This is a genomic window from Prosthecobacter sp. Pr1 (assembly GCF_057652315.1).
Genome location: NZ_JBYFBS010000008.1, coordinates 189,736 through 198,134 on the forward strand (window position 1 = coordinate 189,736; position 8,399 = coordinate 198,134).

The following is an 8,399-nucleotide window of genomic DNA, read 5'->3' on the forward strand; positions in this document are numbered from 1 at the left end:
AAAAAGGAGGCGTCCTGAATACTGCGTCAATGCCGCCCCCAATCTTTCAATCCAGCTTCAAACCAAGCACCGCAAGCCTGAACATTCGGGAGATCTCCCGTGGGTTTTGCGCCCTGCTGTGCGGGGCGGGTCTGAGTGGTTTTGGCCCTGCACGAGGTGAGTCCCAAACGCCCCCCCAGACTGCCGCCACGGCGATGCCTGCGGCTGCTCCGACGGCTTTGTCGCAGCTCGGAAACCTGTATGTGCGGGAGTACCGGGTGCGGGGGAACAAGATCCTGAAGGCGATCGAGATCGAGGAGGCGGTGTATCCGTTCATGGGGCCGGGCCGGGGGGAGCAGGACATTGAGGCGGCGCGCATGGCGCTGGAGAAAGTTTACAAGGCGAAGGGCTACCAGAGCGTGGGCGTGCAGGTGCCGCAGCAGACGGGTGCGCGTGGTGTGATCTACCTGGAAGTGGTGGAAACGCCTGTGGGCCGCCTGCGGGTGAAGGGCGCGCGGTATTTCCTGCCGAGCAAGATCAAGGAGATGGCTCCCTCCATGAAGGAGGGCACGGTGCCGAACTTCAATGAGATCAGCAAGGACATCATGGCGCTGAACCGCTGGCGTGACCGCAAGATCACGCCTGAGCTGCGCGCGGGTGTGGTGCCGGGGACGGTGGACATCGACCTGAATGTGGAGGACAAGCTGCCGCTGCACGGGAGCTGGGAGATCAACAACCAGCACAATGCGAACACGGTGCCGCTGCGCCTGAGCGGTTCGCTGAGCTACAGCAACCTGTGGCAGATGGGCCACACGCTGGGCGTGAGCTTTCAACTGGCTCCGGAACGGATGACGGACAGCGCGGTGTATTCGGCGTTTTACCAGGCGCCGGTGCACAGTGTGGAAGGCCTGAGCGTGATGCTGACGGGCACGATTCAGGACAGCAACATCGCGGCGCTGGGCGGGACGACGGTGATCGGCAAGGGGCAGATCGTGGGCTTTCGCCTGATGAAGACGCTGCCGGCGAAGCAGGGGTACTTTCACTCCATCAGCTTTGGAATCGACTACAAAAACTTTGTGCAGGATGTGAACGCGGGCGGTGCGCTGGTTTCCTCCCCCATCGCGTATTACCCCTTCAACCTGGCCTACAGCGGGAGCCGTGTGACGGACAACACGTTCACGGAATTCAACGCGGCGCTGACGTGGCATGTGATGGGCATGGGCGGATCGCAGACGCAGTTTGCGGCGCGGCGCTTTGCGGCGACGGACAGCTTCTTCTACTTCCGCGGGGATCTTTCCCACACGCATGATGTGGCGCAGGGTTTCCAGATTTACACACGGGTGCAGGGGCAGGCGACGCCGGATGCGCTGATCAATACGGAGCAGACTTCGGGCGGTGGGTACGGCACGGCGCGTGGGTATCTGATCGCGACGCGGCTGGGTGACTCGGGGATCTTTGGTTCGCTGGAGTTTCGCAGTCCGAACTTTCTGGGCACGGCGAAGGACCGTGAGAACCAGTGGCGCGTGTATGCCTTCCTGGAAGGCGGCAAGCTTTACACCAACAAGACGCTGCCTGCGGAGAAGCGCAGCTATGACCTGGCCAGCGCGGGCTTTGGCACACGCATCCGCTATTTGAACCACATCACCGGATCGGTGGATCTGGCGATGCCGCTGGTCTCGCAGCCGAACGCGCTGGCGCATGACCTGTTCCTGCTCTTCCGCCTGGGAATGGATTTCTAGGCCGACCCCATTTTTTCACTCTCTCAATGCACAGCCCCTCCTCACGCTTCATGTCCCGCAAACCACGCATCCTGACTTCTCTGCTGCTTGCCCTGGCGCTCACGACTTCCTTTGCTTCCGCCGCTGAAAACTGGTGGGATGCGAAGTGGCCCACACGCAAAAAGATCGACATCGACACGACCGGCAAGGGCGTGGCGATTGCGGAACCCATCGGCACGACAGCGGTGCTGGTGCGGCTGCACGAAGGGGTGTTCAGCTTCATGTCTGCGAAGGAGGACGGGAGCGATCTGCGCTTTCTGGCGGATGACCACAAGACGGAGCTGAAGCACCATGTGGAAAAGTGGGACTCTTTGCTGAATGAAGCGTACGTGTGGGTGCAGGTGCCTGACCTGAAGCCTGCGAGCGCGACGAGCATCTGGCTCTACTACGGCAACACCGAGGCGGGTGCGCCTGAGGCGGCGAAAGAAACGTACGATGCGAACACGACGCTGGTGTACCACTTTGCGGATGCTTCGAAGGCGGGCACGGATTCTTCGGCCACGGGTGCGAATGCGGAAGGTGCGCCCCCACCGGCAGCTGGATCGCTGATCGGCGGCGGGCTGCGTGTGTTTGGACAGACGGCGATCAAGGCCCCTGCCCCGCCGCTGGGTGAATGGGCGCCGGGTGCGCCGCTGACGGTGTCTGCGTGGATCAAGCCGAGCGCGCTGCAGCCGAATGCGGTGATCCTGAGCCGTCGTGATGGCGCGAACGCTTTCATCCTGGGCCTGGACAACGGCATTCCGTTTGTGGAGCTGAACAAGCAGCGCAGCAGCGTGGGGGCTCCTATTGCAGCGGGTGCATGGCATCATGTGGCCGCGGTGGCGGATGCGGGAACCATCACGGTGTATGTGGATGGCAAATCGTATGGCGCACTGACGGCGGCGATGCCGCTGCTCAAGGGTCCGGTGGAGATCGACAAGGACACGTCTCCTGCGGCGGCGAGCTTCGTGGGTTACACGGGTGAGATTGATGAACTGCAGATTTCGAAGACGGCGCGGCCTGCGGGCTTTGTGCGCTTTGCGGCGGTGAACCAGGGAACGACGGCGGACGCGGCCAAGCTGATCACGGTGGGTGAGGACGAGGCCTCCGACCATGAGGAGGAGGGCGAGATCATGAAGCATCTCTCGCTGATCACGGACATCTCGAAGGACCTGACGTTTGACGGCTGGGTGGTGATCGTCCTCTGCACGGTGCTGGCCATCATGGGCTGGATCATCGCGGCGGGCAAAGTGATGTACCTGAACACGATTGAGAAGGCTTCGAAGGAGTTCATGAAGCGCTGGGAGAAGATTTCGTCTGACCTGACCGCCATCGACACGGAGGACAACGAGAGCATCAAGAACATCGGCGGGACGATGAGCGGCAAGATGCAGAAGCTGATGAAGCAGTCGCCACTGTACCAGCTCTACCATCTGGGTGCGGAAGAGATCAGCAACCGCATGAAGTCCTACCGCCAGGTGACCTTCAATCCGCAGGAGAAGAAGGAGGCGAAGGCGATGGGACTTTCCGGGCGCTCGATCCAGGCGATCAAGGCGACGCTGCATGGCGGGATGGTACGCGAGGTGCAGAAGCTCAATGGCAAGCTGGTGTTCCTGACGATCGGCATCGCGGGTGGTCCTTACCTGGGACTGCTGGGAACGGTGATCGGGGTGATGATCACGTTCGCCGTCATTGCGAAATCCGGCGAGGTGGAGGTGAACTCCATTGCACCGGGTATCGCGGGCGCGCTGCTGGCGACGGTGGCGGGTCTGGCGGTGGCCATTCCGGCGCTGTTTATCTACAGCTACCTGAGCTCACGGATCAAGGATGTGGTCTCGAACATGGAGACCTTCATCGACGAGTTCGTCACGAAGATGGCCGAACACTACAAGGAGTAACCGCACACTCTCATGGACGCCGACAACAAATCCTACGATGACATCAACGTCACGCCGATGGTGGACCTCTACCTGGTGCTGCTGCTGATCTTCATCATCATGACGACCGCCGGGGTGCAAGGGGTGAAGGTGAACCTGCCGCGCGGCGGACCTTCCACCTCCAAGCCGATCGAAGGACCGAAGATGCAGGCGGTGACGGTGGACAACCAGGGGAACATCAAGCTGAACGCGACGGCGGTGACGATTGATGAGCTTTCCAGCAAGCTGGAGTCGATCAAGGCTTCCATGCCCGACGCACCCATCGTCGTGCGCGGCGACAGCGGCACGCAGTACCAGACCATCATGGATGTGCTGACGGCGGTGGGCCGTGCGGGCTTCACGAACATCGGGCTGGCGACGCAGGCGAAGAAGTAAGCAACGTTTTTTCTACCACACCATGGCATCCAATCACATCAACGACGAGGAGCCCGGATTTTTCCGGCGGTATCTCGTGCTGCTGATTCTGGGCGGGCTGGCGCTTGCCGGCGGTGGCTACCTGTTCATGAATCACAAGCCTTCGAAGGCTTCGCCCAAGAAGAAGATGGAGATGATTTCGATCTCCATGCCTCCGCCGCCGCCCCCACCGCCGCCGCCTCCAAAAAAGGAAGAGCCGCCGCCGGAGGAGAAGGAAGAGGAAAAGATGATCGAGCAGGCGCCTGAAGAGGTCGTGGACAAGCCGGAGGACAAACCGATGGACAAGCCAGCGGATGAACCGCTGGGCACGGCCATTGGCGGAGGCAACGGCAGCGGGCTGGGCCTTGGCGGCGGCGGTGGTGGCGGCGGCGGGATGATCGGCGGCGGCGGCAAAGGCGGCAGCAAGTGGGGCTCCTATGCCGGGCAGGTGCAGAACCGACTGGCGGATGCGCTGCGCAACAACGCGGTGACGAAGCGCGCGGGATTTACCAACGTGATCAAAATCTGGGCTGACAACACCGGACGCATCGTGCGGGTGAAGCTCACGGGCAGCACCGGCGACAGCAAGGTGGACGCCGCGATCGAGAACGAAGTTTTCAACGGACTGGTGCTCAACGAGCCACCGCCGGACGACATGCCAATGCCCATCAATCTGCGACTCACCGCACGCAAACCGAACTGAAGCCCCCTCCCTTTTTCTCCCTGCTCCATGCTCACTCCAAAACAAGTCTGGCGAAGAACGTACGCCTGTTTCACCGCCTCCCTCCTCGCCGCATTGCAGCCATCGTTGATGTTTGCTGCGGAACCTGCGCTGCCTGCACCGCTGCCGCTGCTGGCTGAGAATGCCCCGCCTGCGACGGGAGCTGCAACGGCGGTTTCCTCCAGCACTCCAGCGCCGATCTCGGCCGATCCTGCCGAAGCGGTGCCGGTGCTGCCGGACCCGAATGCTGCGGCTCCGCAGGCGATCCTGAACACGCCGTCGCAAAATGTGACGCTGAACCTGATCAACCGACTGGTGCAAAAGGGCATCCTCACGCATGGTGAGGCGTCTGATTTGATCAAGGGCGCGGAAGAGGATGCGGCCTTTGCGAAGGCGCAGGCGCAAGCCCTAGCGGAGACGCAGGCAGCGGTGGCCGCGCAAACCGCGATGCCGCCGGTGCAGCCGGACGCTGAAGAGGTGCGCGTGACGTACATCCCTGAATCTGTGAAGGCGCAGATTCGCGACCAGTTGCGCACAGAAGTCTTTGCGCAGGCGCGCGAACAGCAGTGGGCGGCGCCGAACTCCGCTCCGGAATGGACGCAGCGGATCAAGCTCTTTGGGGACATCCGCACGATGTACCAGGGCTTTAACTTTCCGAAGGGGAATGACAGCACGACGGGAGCTTTCCCTAACTTCAACGCGATCAACAGCGGGCAGCCGTTTAACTTCGGGGTTGATAACCTGGGCCTGATCCCGCCGCAGCTCAATGTGGACAAGAGCCGTGACACCTACCTGATGCGGATGCGTCTGGGCTTTGACATTGACCTGCAGGACGGATTCACCGCCGGCATCCGCTTTGCGACGGGCAGCACGAACACGCCGGTGTCCACCAATCAGGCGATGGCAGCAGCGGGGCCTGGCGGACAGGGCGGCAACTTTTCCAAGTATCAGCTGTGGCTGGACCGCGCGTTTGTGAAGTATGAGGCGTCTCTGACAGAGAACACGGATGTGGCGATGTTTCTGGGCCGGTTTGACAACCTGTTCATGACGTCCAGTGAAATCATGTGGGATGAAGACGTGGCGCTGGATGGCGCGGCCTTCAAGCTGAAGAGCACGTGGAACCCCGACTTCAAGACGTGGCTGAGCGGCGGTGCGTTTGCCGTGTTCAACAGCGCGCTCAACTTCCCTGACAACAGCACCACGAAGGGACAGAGCTATGACAAGTACCTCTTCGCCGCGCAGTTTGGCGTGGAGTTCAAGGTCACCGATGACATCGAGGGCAAAATGAGCCTCGCGTATTACGACTGGGAAAACATCGAAGGTCGATTCTCCAGCCCGTTCGTCCCGGCCTCCGTCAACGACGCTGGCGACACTGACAACAGCCGGCCGCTGTTTGCGCAGAAGGGGAACACGTACCGGAAGATCCGCAACATCACACCGACAGCGGGAGCATCCCCCGGGGGCAACTTGAACGGCACGGTGGCGCAGTTTCAATACTTTGGCCTGGCCACGAAGTTCCGCCAGATCGCCTGGGCGGGACGTCTGGACTTCAATCATATGAGGCCGCTGCAGGTGTCCCTGCTGGGCGAGTTTGTGAAAAACGTGGGGCTCGACCAGACTGCGATGCGCAATCTGAACCGGGCTGACCCGGTGGTGAACAACCGCAGCGGCGGCACCGGCAACTGGGAAGGCGGCGACACCGCGTGGTACATGGGCGTGAACTTTGGTAAGCCGACCACGCTGTTCAACGAACGCGGCGACTGGGCATTCGGCGTCGGCTACCGCTACGTGGAGTCTGACGCGGTGGTGGACGGATTCACGGACTCGAACTTCGGCGGCGGCGGCACGAACATGAAGGGCTACACGCTGAGCGCGGCGCTGGCGCTGTCCAAACAGACCGCGCTCCACCTCTCCTACATGGCCGCCGCGCAGATCGCGGGACCGGCGCTCCGCTCCGACGTGATCATGTTTGACCTCACCGCCCGATTCTAATTTTATGAAGCAACGCATTGCATCCCTCATCGCCTTTGCCGGCCTCATGACCGGCGCCACTCATGCCGCCGAGGAGGCGGACCCAGCCATGGCCGTGCTGAAACGCATGCGCGACCAGCTGCGCAACGTGATGATCCAGCAGCAGAAAACGGAGGCTGAGCGCGCGACGCTGCAGGCTGCGAACCTGGAGCTGGAGGAGAAGGTCAAGAAGCAGGAGGCGGAGTTCAAGAAGCTGGCCAAGGACAGCAACGCGCAGAAGGACGCCGATGCCAAAGCCATCGCGGAACTGAAGGCGAAGGTGATGGAGGAGGAGCGCGAGAAGGCGCAGCTGCAGGAGGCGCTGGCCAGCTGGAAGGCCGGGCATGAGAAGCTCAAGCAAGCGGCGATGAAAGTGGACGCGCAGCGTGCGGAGCTTTCGGCACGGGTGATTTTGCAGGACCGCAAGCTGGCGGATTACCAGCGCAAGAATGACGAGCTGTTCAAGGTGGGCAGCGAGATCCTGTCGAAGTATGAGGGCTTTGGACTGGGCACGGCCATCGCCGCGCGCGAGCCGTTCACACGCAACATGCGGGTGAAGCTGGAGACGCTGGTGCAGGACTATGGTGACAAGCTGGTGGACAGCAAGATCAAGCCTGACGAGGCACCGAAGACCGCCGCGAAGCCTGCACCGAAAGATGACCCTGCCAAAGTGCAGGCACCCGCCAAACGCTGACATGAAAAAGATGCGCTCAAACCTGTGGTCTTGCGTGCTGCTTTGCTGCGGCTTGAACAGCCTTATAATGGCAGAAGAAAGCGACCCGGTGGTGGGAAGCATCGGAGACATCGAGCTGCATCAGAGCGAGGTGCTGGCCTCCTTTGGCACGCTGGGCAGTGTGGACCGGGAGGCGCTGGCACGTGACACTGCGACGCTGAACAAGCTGGTGAGATCCATGCTGGTGCAGCGGGTGATCCTGAAGGAGGCGCTGGAAAAGAAATGGGAGGAGGAGCCGGGGACGGTGGCGCTGCTGAAGAGCACGCGTGAGGCCGCGATCGCGGACAGTTATTTGAAGGCGCTCAACCGCCCGCCGGAGTCGTACCCCAGCGAAGCGGAACTGAGGACGGCGTATGAGAACGGGCGTGCGGCGCTGACGGTGCCGAGGTCGTTCCGGCTGGCGCAGATTTATGTGGCCGAAGAAACCGGTGCGGAGAAGAAGCTGAAGGCGGTGCAGCAACGGCTGAAGGAGAAGCCGGCCAGCTTTGCGCAGGTGGCGCGTGAGATGAGCGAGGAGAAAGAGAGCGCATCACGCGACGGGGAGATCGGCTGGCTCAAGGAGCAGCAGATCCAGCCGGAGATTCTGGCGCAGCTGCCGCAGCTGAAGGTGAACGCGATTTCCGCCCCGGTGCGGCTCAAGGACGGCTGGCATATTCTCAAGGTGCTGGACGTGCGAGAGCCGTTTACGCCGATCTTTGACCAGGTGCGCGTGCAGCTGGCGCAGCGCATGCGCAATGAAAAGAGCAGCGCCAGCATGCAGGCGTATGTGTCGGAAGTGTTGCACAATCACCCTGTGGCCATCAACGAGGTCGCGCTGTCTAAGCTACTGCAAAATGCTCCGTCAAACGACGCGGGCGTGAAACCTTGAA

General features: G+C 61.7%; 7 protein-coding genes. All 7 read left to right on the forward strand.

Annotation, left to right across the window (positions count from 1 at the left end; all coding sequences use genetic code 11):
* The first annotated feature begins 29 nt into the window (after nucleotides 1–29).
* The 7 genes from AC24GY_RS15270 (at nucleotide 30) to AC24GY_RS15300 (ending at nucleotide 8,398) form a co-directional block, all read left to right on the forward strand.
* A complete protein-coding gene (locus tag AC24GY_RS15270) occupies nucleotides 30–1,718 on the forward strand; it encodes a ShlB/FhaC/HecB family hemolysin secretion/activation protein (RefSeq protein ID WP_487684600.1) in 1,689 nt (562 codons plus the stop codon).
* Nucleotides 1,719–1,768: 50 nt separating this feature from the next.
* Nucleotides 1,769–3,634 (forward strand): DUF2341 domain-containing protein, encoded by a 1,866-nt coding sequence (locus AC24GY_RS15275; protein ID WP_487684603.1) that lies wholly within the window; start codon nucleotides 1,769–1,771, stop codon nucleotides 3,632–3,634.
* Nucleotides 3,635–3,646: 12 nt separating this feature from the next.
* A complete protein-coding gene (locus AC24GY_RS15280; RefSeq protein WP_422320637.1) occupies nucleotides 3,647–4,048 on the forward strand; it encodes an ExbD/TolR family protein in 402 nt (133 codons plus the stop codon).
* 22 nt (nucleotides 4,049–4,070) lie between these two features.
* Nucleotides 4,071–4,769, forward strand: a complete 699-nt coding sequence (locus tag AC24GY_RS15285) for a TonB C-terminal domain-containing protein (RefSeq protein ID WP_487684607.1) — start codon at nucleotides 4,071–4,073, stop codon at nucleotides 4,767–4,769.
* A gap of 27 nt (nucleotides 4,770–4,796) precedes the next feature.
* Nucleotides 4,797–6,779, forward strand: a complete 1,983-nt coding sequence (locus AC24GY_RS15290; RefSeq protein ID WP_487684610.1) for a putative porin — start codon at nucleotides 4,797–4,799, stop codon at nucleotides 6,777–6,779.
* A 4-nt stretch (nucleotides 6,780–6,783) separates the two neighbouring features.
* Nucleotides 6,784–7,491, forward strand: coding sequence for a hypothetical protein (locus AC24GY_RS15295; RefSeq protein WP_422320875.1), 708 nt, complete (start codon nucleotides 6,784–6,786; stop codon nucleotides 7,489–7,491).
* 67 nt (nucleotides 7,492–7,558) lie between these two features.
* Nucleotides 7,559–8,398: a peptidylprolyl isomerase gene (locus AC24GY_RS15300; RefSeq protein WP_422320876.1), complete on the forward strand. Its 840-nt coding sequence runs from the start codon at nucleotides 7,559–7,561 to the stop codon at nucleotides 8,396–8,398.
* Nucleotide 8,399: the final 1 nt, after the last annotated feature.